Origin of the sequence: Salinicoccus sp. ID82-1, assembly GCF_021991715.1 — a bacterium.
Lineage (GTDB): Bacteria > Bacillota > Bacilli > Staphylococcales > Salinicoccaceae > Salinicoccus > Salinicoccus cyprini.
This window is the reverse complement of sequence record NZ_JAGFLY010000002.1, coordinates 252441-275460: the sequence shown is the minus strand read 5'-3', so window position 1 is coordinate 275460 and position 23020 is coordinate 252441. Positions and strand designations below refer to the sequence as shown.

Genomic DNA, 23020 nt, shown 5'->3' with positions numbered 1-23020 from the left:
TCAAATTTCATTTATTTTAAAAATAGCGCTTTCATTAAAAACTAATTATTTATAATTGTATGACAAAATGAAATTTATGTCAAACTACCATACATATACTTCACTACCCTTTAAGGAATATCCTTACTCCATTTAGCACAGCAACCAGACGGTAATCGTCTATCGTCCCGTTTCGGAAAAATCTGAAGTTGGAGACCGTATTGCGCTGAAGCCGCTGGATGAATAGAAAAAGAAAGCTTGCTGGAATCGATCGTTTCCAGCAAGCTTTTACTATTTGAATCTATAACTTTTCCAAAATACCATAGAGATCCGTATAGGCCTGATCCGGCTGGACATCGAGTGTTTCAGGTTCAACCCTGTTTCTGTTGATCCAGGCTGTCTGGAAACCGAAACTTGCGGCTCCCATGATGTCCCATGTATTGGACGACATGAAGAGTATTTCGTCCCGCTTCAGTCCAAGCTGATCCAAAGCATACGCGTATGCTGCAGGGGTTGGTTTATACTGTTTGATCTCATCGGCACTGATGACTTTATCAATGTGATCATGGATATCCGAGCTTTCGACAAGCGGAACAATCATATCTTCCGAACCGTTCGAGAAGACGACACGCTGCTTATCGCTGCATTTTTCAAGCACATCGGAAACTTCCTCAAAGAGTTCGAGGTTCAGATAGGCCATCATCAGCCTTTCCTCGTCCTCCTGCTCAAGTTCAACACCTTCTGTCCGGCACGCGTAGCGCAGAGCGTCACGTGTCACTTCATCGAATGGACGGTAGCGCCCCATCAGCTGACGCTGGAAGAAGTACTTCACCTGCTTTTCCCGCCAGGCGGTGCTGATCTTCTCCCCTTTTTCCGGAAAGACCGATTCACATGCCGCTTTTATCGAATGCACGTCAAAAAGTGTGCCATAGGCATCGAACACGAGTGCTTTGATCATATCCATTCCCCTTTCACCTGCTGTGATACTCAACTGCTACCCTATATAGAAAATAGAAAACAAGATAAGGTGTTCATTTCCTAACCCGCAGGGGTGATGGACACACCATTCTCTTCCGCCTGGAAGACCCAGTTCTGCGACAGCATATTTTTCAGATCCTGCTGTTCTTCTTCATCCAGCTGCAGGCCGGTCACCTGGTTGTTATCGTATATATAGTCTAGGCCATCCTCTTTGCCGTACTTCATTCTGATAAGGTTCTTAAGTCCATTTTCTGTTAAGAACTTCACCTTGTATCCCTCATTCAATATTGATTCCAGGTTGCCGGATGCATGCATCTCTTCAAGTGCGCTGTAATCCGTATTTCTGCTGACTGACTTGAAGTCTTCAGTTTTCCCGTTCTTCACCTTCTCAATGATGTCCGTGCTGCTGTAGCCATTGCTTCTTAAAGATTCTATCGCATATGCTTCTGCTAGTGTAATCGACTGCATGATGATTCCTCCTTGGGTTGTTCCAATGTGTTTAATTCATATCATAACAAAAAAAGACCCTTCACCTGGATGGATTTGCATCCCCAGTGAAAGGCCTTCTATAATATCAGATTTCAGGATAGAACATGACTTTACCAAAATTCTCATCCCGATTGATGATTTTACTGAACGTTTCAGGTCCTTCGATCAGTGAGAGCCTGTGCGTAATGATCTTCTCGACATCAATCTGTCCGGTGCTCATATAATGGAGTGATGCATGCCATTCCTTGCCCGGGAAAGGCGCTGAGATGGCATTCCAGGAGCCGAGTACTGTCAGTTCATTTCTGACGATCCGCTCAAAGTAGAAGCGTTCGATATTGATGTCTGCATACGGAATGCCAAGGTAGACGACCTGTCCGCCTTTTTTCGGCAATGCCAGCACATGGGCGGAGGTGATGGGTGATCCGGCACTCTCCACTGCCAGATCGACGCCCTGTCCGCCTGTATGCTTCGCCACTGCTTCATGTGCCGGCTTTTCCATGGAGTTGATGGTGACATCGGCACCGATAGCCCTGGCTGTCTCCAGTTTGGCGTCATCGATATCAATCGCATAGATTTTCTTTGCACCGAATATCCGTGCCCACTGGATCGCAAGGAGACCGATGTTGCCACAGCCGATGACAGCCACTTCTGCACCCGGCTGGATATTGGTCCTATAGAATCCATGGGCGACGACAGCTGAAGGTTCGACCATTGCCGCCGTATCAAAGTCCACATTGTCCGGGACAGGTATCACGTTCTCCTCCGGCAGTCTGGCAAATTCGGCAAATGCGCCGGGGTGGTAGGCCCCCATGACATGCAGGTTCTCACAGCGTGCCAGTTCGCCTTTCCTGCAGCTTTCACATTCTCCGCAATAGAATGCAGGACATCCGGCGACGCGGTCGCCGACTTTGACTGTCTTCACTTCAGGACCGACTTTGACCACTTCCCCGGCAAATTCATGCCCGAATGTCGTCCCTTCCACATAGGGACCGAGCTTTCCATATCTCGAAATGTCCGACCCACAGATGCCTGCCGCTTTGACTTTGATAATGACATCATCTTTGTTCTCTATCATCGGTTTCGATGCATCTTCGAATCTTAGATCTTGTTTACCATAGAGATTTAATGCTTTCACCATCATTCCTCTTTTCCTAGCTTACTGCTTTTTCTTCCTTTACATGTTCATCAGATTTCTTTTTCTTCCCAAAGAGAATACTGATCAGCGCCGCCCCGATGATAATCGGATTGAAGATCATCTGATTTTCAAAATAGAAGTCCCCAATGTTACGCATCGGTCCAAGCATGAATTCCAGCATTACATCTACCATATTCAACCCTCTTTATAATCGTATTTGATTTCTCTCATATTACTTGTAATCAATAGGTACTTGATGACTGCTCCCCGGAAATGAGTGCCACAGCGCCACTCGTACCGATACGGTTGGCGCCCGCTTCAACGATGTTCACCGCATCTTCGTACGTTCTGATGCCGCCTGCCGCCTTGACGCCGAAGTCAGGACCTGTGACAGAACGGAGCAATCTGATATCTTCCACTGTCGCACCACCGCCATTGAATCCAGTCGCCGTCTTTACGTAGTCGGCACCTGCTATCTGGATGATCTTGCAGGCCGTCACTTTTTCGTCTTCAGTCAGTAGTGCAGTCTCGATGATGACCTTGGTCGTCAGTCCATCGGATGCTTTGACGACTTCACGGATATCATTCTCCACAACATCGAATTCACCGGATTTCAAAGCGCCCAAATTGATGAGCATATCAATTTCCTCTGCCCCGTTTCCGATGGCCTCTTTTGTTTCGGCCACTTTCGTCTGTGTCGTTCCGCCACCGAGTGAAAAGCCGATCGGTACACCCACTTTGATGCCGTGGTCTGACAGGATGCTATGGGCATGCGTGACGTAGTATGGATTCACGAACACCGTCCTGAATCCATGTTCGATTGTCGTGTTGCAGAAATCCGTAATATCATCTTTCGTCGCCGTCGGCTTGAGCAGTGTAAAATCGATCATTTCAATCAGTTGCTGTCTATTCAAGAAATCACCCTGTTTTAAAGATTTTAGTCGACTGGTGTCAGCAGTACTTTGATTGCTTCGCCGCTTTTGATCTTGTCGTATGCTTCTTCCCACTGTGTAATATCGTATTCGTGCGTGACCAGTGCTTTCGCATCCACACTGCCGTTGTTCATCAGCTCAAGGGAGGGTTCCCAGTCCGCAGATTTCTGGCTTCTGCTGCCGACAATCCGGATCTCCTTCTGGATCACCTTCTCCATATCGAAGTTGATCTTGGCGTCTGCAAATATGCCAACCTGGCAGTAGTGCCCCTTCTTCCTCAGAAGATCGAGTCCCTGATGGGTTGCAGGTACGGCACCGGAGCATTCGAATACAACGTCCGCCCCGTAGCCGTCCGTCAGATCATCCACAAGCGCTTTCAGATCCTGCTCCTGTATATTGACGACATGGTCAATGCCAATTTCTTCCGCCTTATCGAGACGCACCTTGTCGTTTGTCAGTCCGGTAATGATCACTTCAGCGCCTCGGCTTTTGGCTACCTGTGCCGTAAACAGACCGATTGGACCTGGACCCATGACGACCACGACATCGCCTGCCTTCACTTCCGTCTTCTCGACGGCGTGATGTGTGCATGCCAGCGGTTCCGTCATCGCAGCAGACTGGTAGTCGACGTTATCAGGCAGATGATGGACGCTGTCCTTCCTTGCGATCAGATAGCTGGCAAACCCGCCATCCTGCTGCGTACCAAGACCTTTGCGGTAGCTGCATAAATTATAGTCGCCGCTCTGGCAGTATTCGCATTCTCCGCAAATATAGAATGTCGTCTCCGAAGTGACACGGTCACCCGCCTTGAACTCGGTGACGTTGTCGCCGACTTCAACCACTTCGCCTGAAAATTCATGGCCCAGAGTGACCGGGACTGCGACCTTGTAGTGGCCTTCATACGTATGGATATCGGAACCGCATATGCCAGCATACTTCACTTTTATCTTGACCTGGTCTGGACCAGGTGTACCTGTTTCCTTTTCCTTGATTTCAAGGTTGCCGAAGCCGAGTTCGGTCTTTACCAATGCCTTCATCATAACGTCCTCCTAATGATTGATGTATCAGTTGAACAGAGCGAAAATCTTGAAGATGATCCAGTTGACGATGTTACCACCCTGGTCGATACTGGAAACTTGTACTGAACCTTCCGGCATGTCGAGATCTGCTGTCTGTGCCATTTCCGTAAATATCGGAGCAACGTCTGTTGCGATGTAGAGTGAGATCGCAATCATGACAGTACCGACGATGACCGAGTGGACGATGTTTCCGCGTGCAGCACCAACGATGAATGCGACGATGAACGGAATGGTCGCCAGGTCACCGAATGGCAGGACTGCGTTACCTGGAAGGATGATCGCCATAAGGACAGTGATTGGAACGAGAATCAGTGCAGTTGAAATGACCGCCGGGTGTCCGAGTGCCACCGCTGCGTCCAATCCGATGTAGATGTCCCTGTCGCCGAATCTTTTGTTCAGCCAAGTACGTGCCGATTCAGATACAGGCATGAGGCCTTCCATGAGAATTTTCACCATGCGTGGCATGAGTACCATGACCGCTGCCATCGCCATACCGATTTCGATGACTTCCCCTACGCCATATCCAGCAAGTGCCCCGATGACCGCACCGAGGAAGAGACCGATGAAGATGGATTCTCCGAATACACCGAATCTCTTCTGGATGGAATCCGGATCTGCATTCCAGTTTTTGACGCCAGGAATCTTTTGAAGTCCTTTTACGAGGAATATCCCTGGTGCGTAGGAAATTGTACTTCCTGTCGCAATGGATACACCTGGAAGGTCGTAGAATTTGCTCATCATCGGTGCTGTCCAGTCCGCCACTTTAAGTGCGACAATCTGGAAAAGTACCGCGCCGATCAGACCTTGGATGATGCTGCCTGAAACGGCATAGATCATCGCTGCCATGAATGTATAGTGCCAGAAGTTCCATATGTCCACGTTCATTGTCTTTGTCGTTTTCGTCAGAAGCATGACGACGTTGACAATCAGGCCGAGTGGAATGATGAACGGTGCCACAACAGATGCCCATGCGATGGATGATGTTGCCGGCCAGCCGACATCAAGTACGTTCAGACTGACACCGAGCCGCTCAACCATGCCTTGTGCAGCCGGCCCCAGGTTATTGACGAGCAGGTCGATGACGAGGAAGATACCGACGAATGCAACCCCGATGGTCAGACCGGATCGGAATGCTTTCCCTGGCTTCTGTCCAAAGAACAGACCGAGCAGGAATATGGCAACCGGCAGTATGACTGTTGCACCGAGATCTAGAAATCCTTGTATAAAATCAACAAAACCTTGCATGTGATGTTTCCCCCAGACGTTTTTATAATAATGATCGGTTCCTCATTAGCGAGAAACCGAATGGGTCGATCTATTTCTTCAGTTCCTCCAGGATTTGAGCTTTCGTATCTTCAACGCCGATGCCTGTGAGGAAGTTTCTTGCATTGATGACCGGGAAGTCGTATTCCTTCTGCGTCATCGCTGTAGTGACCAGCAGGTCTGCTGAATCTGCATAGGCACCAACTTCCGAGATCTTGATCTGCTTGAGATCCACTTTGATGTTATTGTCTTTCGCGAGTTCCTCGATTGCGTTGTTGACCACTGTTGACGTTGCGATTCCTGCTCCACATGCTACCAATACTGTTTTCATATTATCCATCTCCTTAAAATGTAAAATCGAGTTTATTTTTTAATACTTCAACAATTTTTGTCTTATCTGTTTCGTTCACGAGATACTTGAGAGTATCCTCATCCCTGAATACCTGCATCAGTCCCTGCAGCAGACTCAGCTGCGAATCGGACTTGTCCATTGCCAGCATGAAGACCAGCTCTACATCCACCTTTTCGTTCGGATCTCCCATCATCCCGAATGCCACCGGATTTTTCAGTACGGCTACGCTGATCGTCTTTTTGATGACGTGTTCGACGTCCGTGTGCGGAATGGCGACAGAAACGCCGCCTGTAGGGAGTCCAGTGGCAAATTCCTCTTCTCTTTCGATGACTGCTTTCAGGTAGGAATCCCTGATCAGTCCTTTTTCTTCGAGATTATTTGCCATGGCTGTCAAAACCGCTTCTTTTGAATCCGCTTCCAAATCTAAAAGAATGATGGACTCATCAAAAACCATATCTTTCATATTCTAAACTCCCTTATCACTATTCAACCGAATGTTTTTGTAGTACTTTGCAGATTTCCTCATCTGTCTGTGCATCAAATAAAGCCTTGCGTCCATTTTTGGACTGTGCCAGATCTTTCAGCTGAAGCAGTGCTTTCAGATGCTGCTCCTTATCCACCGCAGCAATGACTACGATGACGTGAATGACTGCACCTGCAAATTCGATTCCCGCATCCACCTTCAGCAGGCTCATCGACACAGTGTTGACGCCGTCCTCGGGTGCAGCATGCGGGATGGCAACGCCTTCCCCAAGGATGATGTATGCATTATCTTCGGTGTTCTGTTCGACCATCTTCTCGACATAGCGCTGTTCGATATGTCCGCTGTCGACCAGTGGTGCCGCACATTGCCTGATTCCTGCTTCGAATGACGGTACCGACTGTGCCAGTGAGATGCGGTCAGCGGTAATCAGTTCATCGAGCGTATAGGAAGCGGCGCCGTTATGGCCGGCATCTTTACTGTTCTCATTACTGATGTACCGTTGCAGATCTTTCGACAGCTGGTTTTCATTCTTCACATCCGCATGCTTTCTGACGATTTCCATGATCTCCTCGACATTAATCTCATGTGCGGTATAGCCTTGTACTTCAAGCATGACCTGGCGTCTGAGACGATTCTTTTCTTCCCGCTTGAGGTAGGAGCTTGCAAGAAACAGCTTCTTCTCGGTCTCAAGGAAGACAGGGGAGAAGATGATGTCGAAGTCGAGCGTATACTCATAGAATTCACGTACCGACAGCGAATCGAGAAAAACGAATTCCGGGAACAGTTCCTTCAGTTCGGTAAACATCAATCTCGAAACGGAAACCCCTTTCGGACAGACGACAATCGCTTTCGTCTTCTGTCTGAGGCTTTCACCCTGCCTGCGCATCCAGCCGCCGATCAGCATCGTAAGATAGGCAATTTCATTTTCCGGGATCCTTGTACCGATCAGCGTCTTGAGCGGCACTGTGGACTGCCCGATCAGGTGAAAGAGCTCCTTATAGTCCTGCAGGATGAAATTTTTGACGTCCCCCACTTCGGTAAGATGATACTTGATGCGGTAGTAGGCGGGCGTCATATGCAGCAGCAGCTTATCCAGCAGTTCGTCCCGCTCCTGAAGGGTAATGCAGGCTGTATTCTCAAAAATTCTGAGCATGTCCTCGAGCGCCTGCTTCAGATGCGGAATGCTCTCTTCCGTCAGCCGGTCCGCCCAATATACGTTTGTTGAAAGCAGATGCAGTGTAATGAACAGCCGCTCCTGCTCCGAAATATCCGTATCGTGAAGAATTTCTTCTGCTGCCTGAAATTCCTTGGTGTGCGAAATCTCCTTGTAGCCGATCTTGAAGGATTCGATTGTGTTGCCCTGGCGGATTCTGCGAAGGACAAGCAGCAGGTCGAAAGGCATGATCAATACTTTTTCATCTGTAAACTTCAAGTTCAGTTTCTGCTCGACACTTTCAATCCTCGATGCAATCTCAGCCAGCTCAGAGCCCTCGATACCGACAAGCGACCTGATCCGCTCCTCACCGCCATTCATCTGGACCAGCGTGTCGAGGACATTGAAAAGCAGCTTGCGGATGTGGAACTCTTCACCCTCGACGAAATATCCATCGATTCTTGAATACTTGATTTCGAGGCTGTAATCCGATGCCAGCTCACGCACTTTCTTGAAATCGTTCAAAATTGTGTTCCTGCTGACATCAAGCTCTAATGCAAAATGATTCAGTGACAGTTCTTCTTGGCTTCCAAGCAGCATCAGCAGAATCATGTACTGCCTCTGGTGCTCTGAATAGATGTTCGTTTCAGCAGCTGACACTTCATGATCATACCTCAGGTTCGTGATGACCGCCTGGTTGATGATGAAGTTTCCCTGGCTGTTCCTTTCTATGCTCGGGAGGTTTTTGGATGCGATGAATTCGTTGATCTTCTTGAAACTGTAGCCGAACTGACGACGCGTAAGATTGTACTTCTGTTCCAGCTCCTTACTCGTTACGCCAGGACTTTTCAACAATTCATCCAGTATGCTTACACTTCTCTCATCCAGTTGCATGTGCCCATTGCTCCTTCCCGTTAATTAAAATATACCAGCCAGAGACTAATATTTGTACACCATTACGGCACAATTAAAGTGCCATGTATTGTACACCCTTGTGATTGAGTATAGCGGAACGGTTGCATAGACCATTGCTTGCAAGCTTTGACCTTATGAAAATGCACAAAAATAAAGACAGCTCATTAAGAGCTGTCTCCTATAGAATACTCTAGGTCGGCACTTCCTCTTCCACTTCAATCAGATAGGAGAGTGCGGTATCTTTTATCGGAATATCGACTTTGCCATTCAGTGCATCGACCGCAACGATGTCATACACACCATTTCGATCGCATGTATAGCCGATCCAGTACGGAATATGGACCAGCCATTGATCGAGTACTTCCACTTCGATCTTCTCACGTCTCTTCTCCTTGGCAAAAAGTTCCCAGTAGATGACGCGCTTTGCACTGTCTTTACCGAGTGTTTTCTGAACAGGGGAAAAGTCTGCTTCCGTCGTCTCAATTTCCAGATCCATCGGCAGAATGGCGTTCATTCCGCTCAACGGCTCAATGGCGATCCGTCCCTGCATCCCTCCTGAAACGGCGTGTGTCCTGGCTTTGTAATCAAAACACCAAAATGGCAGATACATTCTTTCAATCGAAATAAGCTTTACTGATCGATTGATCCTTTTCCACCAGTTTGAATGGAGGAAGTCGTTCATCATGAAAGTTGCTTCTTTCTTATCAATAATAGGCTCTAAATAGTTGACCATGATCCAACCCCCTATAAGCTCTGCAAGTAGAGCAGGAATGCGATGACGACGAAGAAGTAGATGATGAGGTAGAGCGGCCATCTTTTTGTGCTTCTTTCCTCTTTCACGTCTTCCACAGCTTCTGCTTTTTCTGCACGTGTGGCAAGGTCACTCTGCACCTTATGGCTCGTGCGTGTAAGGATCAATCCATCGAGTTTCTCCTTAGGCGGTGCGGGTGCCAGCAGGCTGACAGCATAACCGACAGCAACAGCGACTACGGCACCGACCATGTTGTTCCACAGCCAGGAAATTTCTGCGAATGCTGTAACTGCCCAGACCGAGAGCATCCCGGCGATGACACCGATGAAAGCACCAGTGCCGTTTACCCGTTTCGTGAATATTGCCAGGATGAACACACCGAGCAGTGCACCGTAGAAATATGAACCGATCTGGTTGACCGCTTCGATGACTGGTCCCAGATTGCCTGCGAAGAAGGCAAAGATTGTTGCATAGATGCCCCAGAAGATGGTCGCATAACGTGAGGCTTTCAAATAATGTTCTTCCGATGCATTTTTCTTGAAGAATTTACTGTAGAAATCTCGGACCGATACGGCGGACAATGAGTTCAGTGCGGAGTCGAGACTGGACATTGCGGCAGCAAATACGCCTGCCATGATCAGCCCTGAAATACCCATAGGCAGCTGGTTGACAACAAAACGCGGGAACAGTTCATTCAGGTTTTCAACATTCGGATCGCCTGCATATTGATAGAAGATGTAAAGGAGTACACCGATCAGGATGAAAAGGAGCATCTGCGGAATCAGCAGGACACCGCTTAGAACGAGGGAGAGCTTGCTTTCGCGGATGGACTTGCTGGTCAGTACTCTCTGTATCTGGCTCTGGTCTGTACCAAAGTAGGCCGCATGCAGGAAGAATCCGCCGATGATGCCTGCCCAGATGCTGTATTCGACCGATAGATCAAATGAAAAATCCAGTGATTGAAGCATGCCGGTCTGTGCTGCGGTATTCATCACTTCGCCCCATCCACCAGGCACGTCCTGGAAGATGACATACACACTTAGTATTGCGCCGATCCACAGGACGAACATCTGGATGACATCTGTCCAGATGACGGCGCTGATGCCACCGAGTACGGTGTATGATATCGCGATGACTGCCATGATGATGATGGTCCACGTAATGCTCAGCCCCGTCACGACCGATAGGACAAGTGCCGGCGCATAGAGGACGACACCCGTCGCAAGTCCGCGGGCGATCAGGAACAGACCGGCGGTCAATGTTCTGGTCTTCACGTCGAAACGCCGTTCCAAGTATTCATAGGCAGTGTAGACTTCGGTCTTATAGAAAAAAGGAACGATGGTGGCAATGAGAAAGGCCATCGCCAGTGGTACGTTGATGTAGGTCGCCATGCGGGTCAGACCCCCGTCATATCCCCACCCCGGCGCACCGATGAAGGTGATGGCACTGGCTTGTGTCGCCATGACCGAAAGACCGATTGCCCACCATGGAATGCTCCGGCCGCCGAGGAAGTAGTCCTCCGTTGATTTCTGCTTCTTCCCGAAAGACGCTCCAACAAGCGCGGTACCTAGTATATAGACAATAAAAATCGAATAATCGAGTAAAGTGAAATTCTCCATTTATAAACCCTTCTTTCTTTATCTAGATTTATAGATTTCCATACAGCGGCTGCTTATTCTCCCAGGGAACTCGAGATATTCCATAGCGGCTTTCAGCATCATCTATAATGGGAAGGATTCATGGTGCCAGTCACAAGTCTGATGTCGTATTCAATTCTTCTTCAGCCACATCGCCTGATATGGCTCAAGCTGCAGCACGGCTTCCTCTGCTCCATACGTTGCTTCTCCAATCGCATCCTTGAGATTGTCGGTGCCAAGTTCCCCTTTCAAAGTGTCCAATGAAATCTCAACTCGTTCTCCCGAAACATTGATGAGCGCAAGCAGCTTATCCCCTGTCTTTTCATAAGTACGTAGAATCGCAAATAAACGTGCATCGAGGAAGCACACCTTCTGCTCTGCATTCGGATGCAGCGCTTTTTCAGATTTGCGTTTTTTAATACTCTGCATCAGCTCATTGAAGATCTGCTCACGCAAGCTGCCTTCGAGTTGGATTTCCTGCTCGAGTTGTTCAACAGACAGTTTTTCACGATTGATGGAACGGTATCTGCCAGTGGACTCGACGCCTTTCTGATCATTTTCAGAACCGAGCAGGCTATGGACATAGATGCCCGGCATCCCTTTGACAGAAAGCAGGATGGTCTGTGCTGCAATAAAACGCGCCACAGCCTGGACATCGGAATCCCCTTCTCTTTTCAATGCACTGAAATAGTTGATGTTCAGCTCATATGGGCTTTTTGTACCATCTCCATTATCCTTATAGGAGACGTACCCACCATTCTTTGCGACACTGTCGGCCATTTTCTGGACTTCCTGTTCATCTAGAATGCCTTCCACCGGACGCAGGCCAACGCCGTCATGGGAAGCGAGGAAATTGAAAAATGAAGTATGTGCACTCGTGGGTTCGAGCGCATCCGCCCACTTCGACAGATGCTCTGCATTTTCTGATAGGAAAGCGTGCAGGGTGAGCGGCGGAAGCGGGAACTGGTAGACCATGTGGGCTTCATTCCAGCCATTTCCGAAGTAGCTGATGTTATCTTCATGCGGTACATTTGTTTCAGTGATCAGAATCGTTCCAGGGGAGATCTCCTCAAGGACATCCCGCATGATCTGGATGATTAGGTGCGTCTCCTCCAGATGGATGCTCGTCGTATTTAAGCGCTTCCATAAAAATCCGATCGCATCCAGTCTCAAGTAGCGCGCGCCATGTTTAACGTATTGCGCCAGAACTTCAAGCACGGCGAGGAACAGACCTTCACTCCTGTAGTTGAGATCGATCTGGTCATGACTGAAAGTCGTCCAGACATGTCTTGCCCCTTCCAGATGATCCACCTGTGTCAGCAGAGGCAGCGCCCGCGGTCGCACGATGGAACTGTAGTCGACAGTTGGATCCGACTCGATGAAGTAGTCCTGAAACGCCGGGTCTCCTTTCAGATATCTCAGAAACCAGTCACTCTTGCTCGAAATATGGTTGATCACCGCATCGAACATGAGGTCATAATCCTCAGCAAGCCTATGCACCATTCCCCAGTCGCCGAGCTCCGGACTGACCGTCAGATAATCCTGGACTGAAAATCCATCATCGGATGTGTAGGGATAAAACGGAAGCAGATGCACCGAGCTGATCGTATCGCCAACATACTTCTCCAGGAACTTCCTCAGCGTCTCCAAAGGCTTTTCCCCATCACTTTTAATGGAATCACCATACGTGATCAGCATGACATCCTTCTCATCCACCCACTCTTTCGTCTGGCCGTCCTGTCTATAAGTGCTCATGAGGTCCTGAATCCCTTTGGAAATCCTGTCTCCTTTCTCTTTTCCATAAACTGCGTAAAGGTTGTTCTCGATCCTGTCCAGAGTTCTAGTATCCATCTGTCCCCTCCTTTATGCACTCTCTTCCATAATAAAGAATATTCTGAATATATTCAACTGGGTATGATTGTCAAAACATTGCTTACTGGAGGTTTTCTTGAAAATGAAAAGCATCATGACGCTTCCAATGGGACACCTTTCGCATAATGAAATAACCGGTTCTCTGATGCAACTTGAAGTGTAGCGCACACTTAGGCTTGAGCAAATAAGCGCAAACGCTGAATGACGCCCTGAATTTTCAGAGCGTCATTCGTTTTCCATATGAATGATTCCAGGTTTTTATTATCAGAAATAATCCGCTATCTATATATTATCCCTACACATAGCCTCTTCTCATTCTATGCTCCACCTTATCGATGATGTACGTAAGCAGGACGCATATGCCCCAGTACACAAGTGCTGCTGCGACGAAGGCTTCCAGATAGCTGAAGCTCTGTGCGCCGACGAGCCTTGCCTGCGCAAATATATCCACGACCGTCACGAGGAAGGCGAGCGACAGTGCTTTGATGATGATCAGGAACGCACTCAACGTATCTGGCAGTGCCTCCATCATGACTTGTGGGATGATCACTTTCCTCAGTGTCTGGGTTCTGCTGTAGCCGAGCGACTGGGCCGCTTCGATCTGATTCTTATCCAGTGAATGCAGTGCCCCCCTGATGATCTCCGACTGAAAGACGGAGTAGCAGATGCTGAATGTCACGATGACGATGGCCGTGGAATTCAGACTCGATGGGTCGAGGGCGACATTGAACAGCCCGAGGAACCATGCCGACACAAGCGGCAATGAATAATAGACCAGGTACAGGAGCACGACGTTCGGTGTGCCGCGCAGAAATGACTGCAGGACACCGATGACCTGCTTGACAACCGGTATGCCGAGACTCTGGATGTATGTGATGGTTGCGCCGAGCATGAAGGACAGCACTAGGATGATGAGCGCCAGAAGCAGTGTCTTCGGAACAACTTTGAGGATTTCGATGAAACTTTCGAAAACGGTCATGATATCAAACACTGTAGCCCGCCTCCTCTTCCTTCAACTTGTATCCTGTCTTTTTGAGCACCTTCTTCTTCCGCCGTTCAAGCAGTCTGATGATCTGCTCGGATATCATCGAGATGCCCCAGTAGATGAGGGCCACTGTCAGGAACACTTCCACCTGCTTCATTCCAAAAGTGTCTCCGCTCATTATGGTCGCCATTCCCATGATGTCCACTACCCCGATTGCGAAAACGAGGGAACTGTCGTGGATCAGATGAATGATTGCATTGCCGAGACCCGGCAACGCAATGGGTGCCATCTGGGGAATGACGACTGTCTTCATTTTCTGGAACGGTGTATAGCCGAGACTCTCCGCTGCTTCATGCTGCCCTTTTTCGATGGCCAGGTAGGCCGGTCTCAATACTTCCGACATATAGGCACCATTGAAGACGATCAGGCAGGCCACTGCAGCCGTGATGGCATCGATGTTCGTGATGTCAAACCCGACCAGCTGCAGCAGCACCGGCAATCCGAAGAAGAACAGGAACAGCTGCAGCAGTATGGGCGTACTCCGGGTGAAGGAAATATACGCCCCCATCAGCTGGCTGAGGACAGGAATCTTCCTGATCCGTATCGCAGCCACCAGAATGCTGAGCAGCAGTCCGAATATGGCCGACAGTACGACAATCAGAAGCGTGATGGGAATCACCGATAGGAACCGCGGAAATAATCCTATCATATATTGAATGTCCATGACTGGTCCTCCTCCTCTTCACTCATTACCTCTACTCCGCTTCGTACTGAAGGATGTCTTCCCCGTAGAATTCATTCGACAGCTCTGAGACGACACCTTCTTCTTTCAATTCTGCCAATGCCTCGCTGACCTTATCACGGAGCGCGACATTCTCTTCTGAATCATGGATCAGGAAATAGGTGGGATTGATTTCGACCGGCTCTGTCACGTGGATATCGAGCCCCGCTTCTTCAATGATCTCCTGCTGGCCCAAGTTCGATGGATTAACGAACGCATCATACACACCGTCGTTCACTTCCTGCAGACGGTCTGAAGTGGGAATGCCGCCGTCTGAAGTATCGAATTCAATCTGATTATCCGGGTGCTCTTCGTTATAAGCATTCAGCAGATTGTAGACACCGCCCGTCGGTGTCACCGGGACGACCTTCTTGCCTGCGAGGTCGTCAAGACTCTCGATTTCACCCGCCTGGTCACCTGTGGCGAAAATTTTCATCAGGCTTGGTCCGTTGCTCTCGTCGGGGATCAGGTAACTTTCTTTCCTTTCATCGGAAAGGATCAGACCCTGGGCAAGCAGATCGTACTGCCCGGTATCGAGTCCGATTTCACCTGCACTGTCACTGGCACCTTCGATATTGAATTCGTAGTCTTCCAGCTTTTCATCAACGGCCCTTAGCAGTTCGACCTCATAGCCTGTCAGTTCTCCATCGTCACCAACATAGCTTAATGGACGGGAAGATGAAGACACAGCAACTTCCACCGTCTTGACCGCTTCGCCCTCTTCTGAACTTGCTGCACTCTCTTCTCCGCCGCATCCTGCCAACACCAATAGTAATGCCATGAAAGACGTCAGTAATAGTAATTTTCTCATTGTATGTTTACCTCCTATATAATTGAATTAATGACTTGCCGTATAGAACTTGCGCAGGAACTGCTGGGTCCGCGCATGATTCGAATGCCTGAATATCTGTTCCGGCGGCCCTTCTTCTGCCACCTTGCCCGCATCCATGAAAATCACCCGGTCGGATATATCTTCGGCGAACGACATTTCATGGGTCACGAGGATGATCGTCATTCCGGAACCCGCAACTTCACCGATCGTCTTCAGCACTTCACCGACCAGTTCAGGATCCAGTGCCGAAGTCGGTTCATCGAACAGGATCACTTCCGGTTCCACAGCCAGCGCCCGGGCAATGCTCACGCGTTGCTGCTGACCGCCGGAGAGCTGGTGGGGATAGGCATCCGCCTTCGCTTCGAGGCCCACCCGATCGAGCTCAGCCATGCTCTTATCCCGCGCCGTCGCCTTCGATTTCTTCTGAACTACAATCTGGGCATCCATGACATTCTCGAGAACCGTCTTGTTCTTGAAAAGATTGTACTGCTGGAACACCATCGCCGTCTTCCGCCTGAGGGCGAGCGTCTCCTTTTTGGTGATTGAACCATAATCATATGTATCGCCACCCAGCGTGATACGGCCGCTCTCGGGCTTCTCCAGCAGATTGATGCACCGAAGCAGACTGGTCTTTCCTGTACCACTCGGTCCAATGAATGTGACCACTTCACCCTTTTTGACTTCCAGGTTTATGTCATCGAGTACTTTGCTGTCGCCAAATGACAGATCCAGATGCTCTATATTCAGCATTTTGCACACCCACTTTCACTGTATATTCAGAATAATAAAAAATGATATGCTCCATTATAGCTTTTATTTCCTACTTGTCAAATATGAATTTAAAGTATAATATTACGCTTTTCTATTGAAAAACGATGGGTTTGATGGAATAATGAAATAATTCTTACGCTACAGATATGGTTTAGAGAGGAGCATCACTTTGGATACATTACAGGATCTTGAAATGAACGAACGCTTCCAACTGATAGAAGAAACAGCCAAACAATTCCAGGAGACTTCACAGGAACATGATGAGAATATCACTTTTCCTTTCGAAAACTTCGAAGCACTGAAGAGGATCGGCTACCCGCAGCTATCCGTGCCGGCAGAATACGGCGGAGGCGGCATCTCACTGCATGAACTGATGAAGCATCAGGAGATCATCGCGAAATATGATGGGGCTACCGCCCTATCCATCGGATGGCATATGGGCATCATCATGGATATTGGAGAGAAGAAAGCCTGGAAGGAAGGGAAGTATAAAAAAGTTGTGGCTGATGTAATCGAAAATGGTGCCCTCATCAACAATCTTGCGACAGAACCCGCCACAGGCAGTCCGACAAGAGGCGGCAGACCCGAAACCACCGCTAGAAGAGATGGCGATGAGTGGGTGTTGAACGGCAGGAAGACATTCGCCACACTGTCACCGATATTGAAATATGCCGTCGTCAGTGCGTCCATCGAAGGCAGTGACGAAGTCGGGAACTTCGTCGTCGATACCGCACTCAAAGGCGTCCAGGTCGATGAGACATGGAACTCCGTCGCCATGCGCGCAAGCGGCAGCCATGACTTCATCATGAAAGATGTCAGAGTCCAGGAAGAAGACCTCGTCTCCTTCAGGACACCAGGCAGAAAAGCACCCGCAGGATGGCTGCTCCACATCCCGGCATGCTACCTCGGCATCGCACGTGCTGCACAGGATTCAGCTTTGGAATTCGCAACCACCTACTCCCCCAACAGCATCAAAGGCACCATATCAGAGCTGCCGAACGTCCAGGAGAAGCTTGGACGTATCGAGATGCTGCTGATGGAATCAGAGTACTTCCTCTATTCCGTCGCCAGACAGTGGGATGAAAGTAATGAAGAAGAAAGAAGCAGGATGGGCAGCGAACTCGGGGCCGTCAAAACATCCATCGTCAACAAGGCAGTCGAAGCCGTCGACCTCGCCATGCGCGTCGTCGGCGCAAAGAGCCTGTCTGCAGACAACGAAATGCAGCGGTACTACAGAAACGTCCGTGCCGGCCTCCACAACCCACCGATGGACGACATGGTCATCATCGGCCTCGCAAAAAGTTCAATCGGCAGAGTGGAAAGTGCGAAGAAGGAGAAGCAGGAGATATAGCCTCAAAAAGGAATACACCAAAGTGTTCATATTGAAACTATGTGGCCCTTGAACCTGGAAATGAAATCCAGATTCAAGGGTTTGTTTTTACGGTCAGATACATATTGAGCTGAAAATTTAACATGATGACGATACCTTGATGGACGATGACCATAATCATCCGTGGTAAGCCGAACTGCAATAGGTGGGTAGAAAGACCCTTCATCCTGTTCAATTTAAAATGAATGCGGTAGAGTTATACCTGAAGACACATCTGTCCTTTACAGCAGAGTGGCCAGGTCGTCGAATATGTGACCGTTTGAATATGAAAGCATCGAAGAAGGGGTATAAACCATAAAGTTTGACCAGACGATGCATGAGCCGGACAAATAGATATATGTATTAATAAATCCATACACAACACGCACCAACTATTTTCTACTATGAGGAGATGTCTCGAATGCCACAAAAAAGCGTACTGATCATCGGCGGAGGACTCGGAGGTCTATCCGCGGCCATTTCCCTGACCCAGAAGGGATATGATGTATCATTATATGAGAAGAATGATCACCTGGGAGGAAAGGTGAACCGTCTGGAGCAGGATGGTTTCGGCTTTGATCTCGGTCCTTCGATTCTGACCATGCCGAAAGTGTTTGAAAAGCTCTTTACTGGAAGTGGAAAAAGGATGGCGGACTATGTGCCAACAATCAGACTGGATCATCAATGGCGTTCTTTCTTTCCTGACGGCAATGTGATCGACCTGTATGAAGATATCAATGACATGCAGGAGAAGAATGCGTCACTGTCTGATAAGGACATCAAGGAATATAAGAATCTGCTCGTCTACTCCAAGAAGCTCTATGATACGACCGAGAACAGCTACTTCAAAGGTGTCGATGAGGCGAGGGATATCATGAAATATCAGAGCCTGTTCAGCGCATTGAAGGGCTTTGATCTATTTTCAACGGTGCATCAGGCGATCGACAAGCGCATCAGCAACACGCAGCTGAAGGATATGCTGTCCTACTTCGTCAAATATGTCGGTTCCTCTCCCTACGATGCACCTGCAGTACTGAATATGATGATCTATATGCAGCATGACCAGGGCGCGTGGTATGTACCGGGCGGAATGGGCAATCTGGCCAAAGGTCTGGTACAGCTTGCCGAGGAGATCGGTGTGACGCTCCATACCGGCAAGCATATTACCGAATTGCGTAACACGCAGGGCAGAATCACCGGTGCTGTCCTCAGTGATGGTACGGAATTGAATGCGGACTACTACGTTTCCAATATGGAGGTCCTACCGACCTACGAAAAGCTGATCGGGGAAAATAAAGACTTCACCCGCAAGCTGAGAAAGAAATTCGAGCCTGCGAGTTCCGGTCTTGTCATGCATCTGGGCGTAAAGAAAAGCTATCCTCAGCTTGGCCACCACAATTTCTTTTTCGCGGAGGATATGAAGCGGCAGATGCATCGCATATTCCATCGCCATGAGCTGCCGGATGACCCCGTCATCTATCTGGTCAATGTCAACAAGACAGACCCGGACCAGGCACCGCCGGGACATGAGAACCTGAAAGTACTCCCCCACATCCCGTATATCCAGGATGAGCCTTTTACATCCGAGGACTATGAGCGCTTTGCCGAACAGACACTCGACAAGCTTGAACGCATGGGTCTAACGGATCTGCGCGAAAACATTGTCACGAAAGATGTCTGGACGCCGGAGGACATCGAGCGGGTATACAGCTCCGACCGTGGCGCAATCTATGGCACCTTATCCGATCGCAAGAAAAATAAAGGATTCAAGCACTCGAAACAGAGTGAACACTATGACAATCTCTACTTTGTCGGCGGTACGGTCAATCCCGGCGGCGGAATGCCGATGGTCACATTGAGCGGCCAACATGTATCCGACAAGATCGCCGAAAGGGATGCTGAAGAGGGCTGATGCTCTCATTTAAAATAATGATGTCTGTTTTAAAACTGGTGCTGCAATAGACTTCCGTAAATAATGAAGGTGTTTAGGAGGTGCATACATGCAAGTGTTCTCATTTTCGCTTTTCTGGACCATCGTCATCGACATAGCTGCCTGGGCCTTCTTCCATCTGGCCATTTCAGCCCTCTGTCTGAGGCTCCCGCTCGCAACTTTTCAGAATGAGGCGTTCTGGTCCCGCATCTATCCATGGGAAAAATCAGGGGCGCTTTGGGACCGGCTGTTTCGGGTAAAGGCATGGAAAGGCAGACTGATCGACGGCGCCTCCCTGTTCAGAAGCGGATACCAGAAAAAAACACTGCATGGCACCGGCAGGGAGGATCTGCAGACATTCGCCGAGGAGACGGAACGGGCCGAGCTGACCCACTGGCTCTCAATACTGCCCGCCCCACTGTTCTTTTTATGGAATCCCCCTATGGTGGGATGGCTGATGATTGTATATGCCGTTGTTTTCAATCTCCCCTTCATCATCACCCAGCGGTACAACCGCGGACGCATCAAAAAAATGCTGTCGTGACAAGAAAGCTTCCATTTTTAAAAAATATTGAACAGTAACAGACACGACCGAATATGTATTCAGGGAACGAGGTATAGGCATGACAAAGAAAGTGATCGTCATCGGTGCAGGCGTGTCAGGACTGGCAAGTGCCATCAGACTGCAGCACGCCGGCTATCAGGTGGAAATACATGAAAAGGACTATACTCCGGGCGGAAAGATGAACCGTATCGAGCAGGATGGCTATCAGTTCGATCTCGGGCCAAGCATCGTCATGATGCCGGAAGTCTACCGGGAGATATTCGAGCTTTGTGGGCGTGACCCGGATGACTATATTCCGATGGAGAAGCTGGACCCCATGTACAGGGTGTACTTCAGCGACAGACCGGATACACCCATCGACGTCTCGTCTGATCTGACTGAAATGACGAGAACGATCGAATCCATCAACAAGCCGGATGTCGAGGGGTTTCTGCACTATATGAGTGATATCTATAAAGGCTATACATTTGCCATGGACAGTATCCTCAAGCGGTCGTTCCACAAAAGAAGTGACTTCTATAATCTTCCGATGTTCAGAAAAGCACCGAAAGTCAGACTGGTGGGGACAGCCGATCGTTTCATCGGCAGATATATAAAAAGCGAACGCCTGAAGCAGATTCTCGGCTTCCAGACATTATACATAGGCGTCTCTCCGTTCAGCGGTCCTTCTTTCTATTCGATGATTCCGATGATCCAGTTCCTCTACGGCATATGGTTCATCAAAGGTGGCATGTATACAATGGCGACTGCCATGGAGCGGCTCTTCAAGGAGCTTGGCGGAGAGATCCTCTACGGGAGCCCGGTGCAGGAAATCGCCATCGATGACCAGCAGGCCACTGGAATCATCGTCGATGATAGAAAAATCGATTCAGACTATGTCGTCTGCAATGCGGACTTCCCGTATGCCATGAAAACCCTGGTGAAACAGCCCGAGGCCAAAGGGAAATTCACCGACAAGAAGATTGATGGCATGAAATACTCCTGTTCCGGCTTCCTGCTCTATTTGGGGATGGACCGGAAATATGAAGATGTCGAGCGTGTCCATAACTTCATTTTCAATGAATCACTCGAGAAGAACATGAAGGATATCTTTGAAGGGAAGAAACTCGAGCACGCCTCCTTCTATGTCTATGTGGCATCGAAACTCGATCCAACACTTGCACCCGAGGGAAAGGATGGACTATATATCCTGATGCCCGTATCCGATCTCGATACGGCGGACTATGAGTGGAATGACGAGACGGTGCAGTACTACCGTACATACATTCTCGAAACCTTGAAGAAAATACAGGGATTTGAAAATATCGAGCAGGAGATCGTCACGGAAACATGCTTTACACCACTGGATTTCGAGTCCAGGTTCAATGCATACAACGGTTCTGCCTTCGGGCTGCAGCCCACCTTGTCCCAGAGCATCCACAAGCGTCCGCAAAGCAAATCACCAAGCTGTTCCAATCTGTATTTCACAGGCAGCAGCACCCATCCGGGCGCAGGTGTCCCGATTGTCCTACTATCGGCCGGAATTGCTGCTGATGCACTGATTGAGGACGATAAGGGCTGATTGTGGTACTATTCCAATTACGAAAATAAAGACGTCACACATCCAATCATTGAATTGAAAGGGGAAGATACTTTTGATGGTCAATATATCGCTCGGGCTTCTGGCAATCGGTGCCGGAGCACTCATGTTCTGGTCGCTGCCCCTGCCAAGGAGCCGGGATGAAAACACCGAATACCCTTCCCTGTCCATCATCATTCCTGCAAGAAACGAAGCGGAGCGGATTCCTCATCTGCTGAGAACATTGCAGGAACAGAAATACAAGTCCTTTGAAGTGCTGGTTATTGACGATGACTCCACCGATGATACCGTCTCTGTTGCAGAAGCCTATGGGGCAACAGTACTGCCGAATGAATCCACAGAAGAAGGCGCAGGAAAGTCGGCAGCTTGTTGGCATGGCGTCCAGCATTCGAAAGGACAGTGGCTGCTGTTCCTGGATGCCGATACCCGGTTCTCAAGCCCCGACAGCCTTGGCCATCTGCTGGCACTGTATCAGCGAAAAGGCGCAAAGGGCATCCTGTCCCTCCAGCCTTTCCATCACATTGAAAATCTGTACGAAAACCTTTCCGCCATCTTCAACATCATCGTGATTGCTGGAATGAACAGATTCACTGTATGGGGAGACCGGTTTGAACCCGCCGGCTCTTTCGGCCCCTGCATTTTATCCGACAGGGACGACTACTTTTCAACCGGCGGACACAAGAAGATCCAGACAGCCATCATGGACGACCTGGCACTGGGTCAGGCGTATCTCGATAAAGACCTGCCCGTACATTGCATGGGCGGCAAGGGCGTCATCTCTTTCCGCATGTACCCGGAAGGCTTCAGAAGCCTGGTGGAAGGCTGGTGCAAAAGCTTTGCGCTCGGTTCTCAGTCCACACATCCGGCCGTGATGCTCTTGACCATCATCTGGATTGCCGGCAGTTTCATAACCGGCGGCGCACTGATCTCATCGCTCATACTGATGAATCCAGTGGACATCGTGCTTACTGGCATACTGTATCTGCTCTATGGCCTTCAGACCATGGTATTCGCCAGAAGATGCGGTAATTTCAAGCCGATCATCTTCCTCTTCCATCCCATCCTGTTCTCATTCTTTGCAGGCATATTTGCGTACTCCATCTTCCGGGTACACGTTCTGCGTTCCGTGAATTGGAGAGGACGGAAAATAAATATCAAATAAGATTTCAGTCATCCGTTCCCTTCCTGA

The 23020-nt window shown here is 49.1% G+C and carries 22 protein-coding genes; 5 read left to right on the top strand and 17 right to left on the bottom strand.

All coding sequences use genetic code 11. The features are described 5' to 3' along the window. Positions 1-280: 280 nt before the first annotated feature. The 17 genes from J4760_RS06830 to J4760_RS06750 form a co-directional block, all read right to left on the bottom strand. A complete protein-coding gene (locus J4760_RS06830) occupies positions 281-937 on the bottom strand; it encodes a haloacid dehalogenase type II (protein ID WP_237605337.1) in 657 nt (218 codons plus the stop codon). A gap of 80 nt (positions 938-1017) precedes the next feature. After that, entirely contained in the window at positions 1018-1425 is a 408-nt protein-coding gene (locus tag J4760_RS06825; protein ID WP_237605215.1) for a hypothetical protein, read from the bottom strand. A gap of 106 nt (positions 1426-1531) precedes the next feature. After that, on the bottom strand, positions 1532-2581 hold the full coding sequence (locus J4760_RS06820; protein WP_237605214.1) for a galactitol-1-phosphate 5-dehydrogenase: 1050 nt from the start codon (positions 2579-2581) through the stop codon (positions 1532-1534). A gap of 16 nt (positions 2582-2597) precedes the next feature. Next, positions 2598-2774 carry a hypothetical protein gene (locus J4760_RS06815; RefSeq protein ID WP_186365545.1) on the bottom strand — a complete coding sequence of 59 codons (177 nt, stop codon included), beginning with the start codon at positions 2772-2774 and terminating at the stop codon, positions 2598-2600. Between the two features lie 49 nt (positions 2775-2823). Beyond that, positions 2824-3495, bottom strand: a complete 672-nt coding sequence (deoC, locus tag J4760_RS06810) for a deoxyribose-phosphate aldolase (RefSeq protein ID WP_237605213.1) — start codon at positions 3493-3495, stop codon at positions 2824-2826. A 23-nt stretch (positions 3496-3518) separates the two neighbouring features. Then, on the bottom strand, positions 3519-4550 hold the full coding sequence (locus tag J4760_RS06805; protein WP_237605212.1) for a zinc-binding dehydrogenase: 1032 nt from the start codon (positions 4548-4550) through the stop codon (positions 3519-3521). A 27-nt stretch (positions 4551-4577) separates the two neighbouring features. Further along, positions 4578-5837 (bottom strand): galactitol-specific PTS transporter subunit IIC, encoded by a 1260-nt coding sequence (locus tag J4760_RS06800; protein ID WP_145289575.1) that lies wholly within the window; start codon positions 5835-5837, stop codon positions 4578-4580. Positions 5838-5907: 70 nt separating this feature from the next. Then, complete coding sequence (locus J4760_RS06795; protein WP_145289578.1) at positions 5908-6186, bottom strand: PTS sugar transporter subunit IIB; 279 nt, start codon at positions 6184-6186, stop codon at positions 5908-5910. Between the two features lie 13 nt (positions 6187-6199). Beyond that, positions 6200-6670 (bottom strand): PTS sugar transporter subunit IIA, encoded by a 471-nt coding sequence (locus tag J4760_RS06790; RefSeq protein WP_145289581.1) that lies wholly within the window; start codon positions 6668-6670, stop codon positions 6200-6202. 19 nt (positions 6671-6689) lie between these two features. Then, positions 6690-8738: a BglG family transcription antiterminator gene (locus J4760_RS06785; RefSeq protein WP_237605211.1), complete on the bottom strand. Its 2049-nt coding sequence runs from the start codon at positions 8736-8738 to the stop codon at positions 6690-6692. Between the two features lie 211 nt (positions 8739-8949). Beyond that, positions 8950-9492, bottom strand: coding sequence for a hypothetical protein (locus J4760_RS06780; protein WP_237605210.1), 543 nt, complete (start codon positions 9490-9492; stop codon positions 8950-8952). 11 nt (positions 9493-9503) lie between these two features. Beyond that, positions 9504-11129, bottom strand: coding sequence for a sodium:solute symporter family protein (locus J4760_RS06775; protein WP_237605209.1), 1626 nt, complete (start codon positions 11127-11129; stop codon positions 9504-9506). Positions 11130-11279: 150 nt separating this feature from the next. Beyond that, positions 11280-12998, bottom strand: a complete 1719-nt coding sequence (locus tag J4760_RS06770) for a sugar phosphorylase (RefSeq protein WP_237605208.1) — start codon at positions 12996-12998, stop codon at positions 11280-11282. 316 nt (positions 12999-13314) lie between these two features. Next, on the bottom strand, positions 13315-14010 hold the full coding sequence (locus J4760_RS06765) for an amino acid ABC transporter permease (protein WP_237605207.1): 696 nt from the start codon (positions 14008-14010) through the stop codon (positions 13315-13317). Continuing rightward, positions 14003-14728, bottom strand: a complete 726-nt coding sequence (locus J4760_RS06760) for an amino acid ABC transporter permease (protein ID WP_237605206.1) — start codon at positions 14726-14728, stop codon at positions 14003-14005. Before J4760_RS06760 ends, J4760_RS06765 begins: the two co-directional genes overlap by 8 nt. A 31-nt stretch (positions 14729-14759) precedes the next feature. After that, positions 14760-15596 carry a transporter substrate-binding domain-containing protein gene (locus tag J4760_RS06755; protein WP_237605205.1) on the bottom strand — a complete coding sequence of 279 codons (837 nt, stop codon included), beginning with the start codon at positions 15594-15596 and terminating at the stop codon, positions 14760-14762. Positions 15597-15623: 27 nt separating this feature from the next. Beyond that, positions 15624-16367 carry an amino acid ABC transporter ATP-binding protein gene (locus J4760_RS06750; protein ID WP_237605204.1) on the bottom strand — a complete coding sequence of 248 codons (744 nt, stop codon included), beginning with the start codon at positions 16365-16367 and terminating at the stop codon, positions 15624-15626. Positions 16368-16557: 190 nt separating this feature from the next. Between J4760_RS06750 and J4760_RS06745 the strand changes: the two genes are divergently transcribed. The 5 genes from J4760_RS06745 (at position 16558) to J4760_RS06725 (ending at position 22993) form a co-directional block, all read left to right on the top strand. After that, on the top strand, positions 16558-17739 hold the full coding sequence (locus J4760_RS06745) for an acyl-CoA dehydrogenase family protein (protein WP_237605203.1): 1182 nt from the start codon (positions 16558-16560) through the stop codon (positions 17737-17739). Positions 17740-18178: 439 nt separating this feature from the next. Then, the gene (locus J4760_RS06740) at positions 18179-19669 is read left to right on the top strand and encodes a phytoene desaturase family protein (protein ID WP_237605202.1); all 1491 of its coding nucleotides are present in this window, start codon (positions 18179-18181) and stop codon (positions 19667-19669) included. 88 nt (positions 19670-19757) lie between these two features. After that, the gene (locus J4760_RS06735) at positions 19758-20231 is read left to right on the top strand and encodes a glycosyl-4,4'-diaponeurosporenoate acyltransferase CrtO family protein (RefSeq protein WP_237605201.1); all 474 of its coding nucleotides are present in this window, start codon (positions 19758-19760) and stop codon (positions 20229-20231) included. A gap of 79 nt (positions 20232-20310) precedes the next feature. Beyond that, positions 20311-21813, top strand: coding sequence for a phytoene desaturase family protein (locus J4760_RS06730; protein ID WP_237605200.1), 1503 nt, complete (start codon positions 20311-20313; stop codon positions 21811-21813). A 76-nt stretch (positions 21814-21889) separates the two neighbouring features. After that, on the top strand, positions 21890-22993 hold the full coding sequence (locus J4760_RS06725) for a glycosyltransferase family 2 protein (RefSeq protein ID WP_237605336.1): 1104 nt from the start codon (positions 21890-21892) through the stop codon (positions 22991-22993). Positions 22994-23020: the final 27 nt, after the last annotated feature.